Raw genomic sequence first — 468 nt, forward strand, 5'->3', positions numbered from 1 at the left:
TCGACCCCGACGGCCAGGTCACCCATTACTACTACGACATCCGCGGACAATTGCTGTCGATCCGCTACCCGGACAGCAGTCGGCATCGCTTGGTGTGGAACAACCTCGGCCAGTTGACCGAAGAGACACTGCCCGACGGTGGCGTGCGGCGTTTTTCCTACGATGCGCTGGGGCGCCGGACCACGACCGCGGACGAACACGGTGCGGTCACCCGGCAACATTGGGATGCCGTCGGCCGACTGATCCAGACGACTTCTCCTACGGGCGCCACGCGCGCCTACAGCTATGGCGCCTACAACCAGGTCACCGTCGAACGCGACGAACTGGGGCGCATCACCCGTTACGAATACGACGATGACCTGCATTTGGTCTCCCGACGGATCAATCCTGACGGCACGCGGGTGCAATACCGCTACGACCATGCGCGACTGCTGCTGACGGAAATCGAAAACGAGTCCGGCGAAAAGT

At 62.2% G+C, this 468-nt stretch carries 1 pseudogene; it reads left to right on the forward strand.

The annotated features are described in order from the left end of the window. Window positions 1–468: pseudogene (locus tag AACY19_RS27185) on the forward strand (RHS repeat protein); the annotation flags it as partial.

The organism is Pseudomonas sp. EA_5y_Pfl2_R50 (assembly GCF_963970475.1).
Classification (GTDB): Bacteria; Pseudomonadota; Gammaproteobacteria; order Pseudomonadales; family Pseudomonadaceae; genus Aquipseudomonas.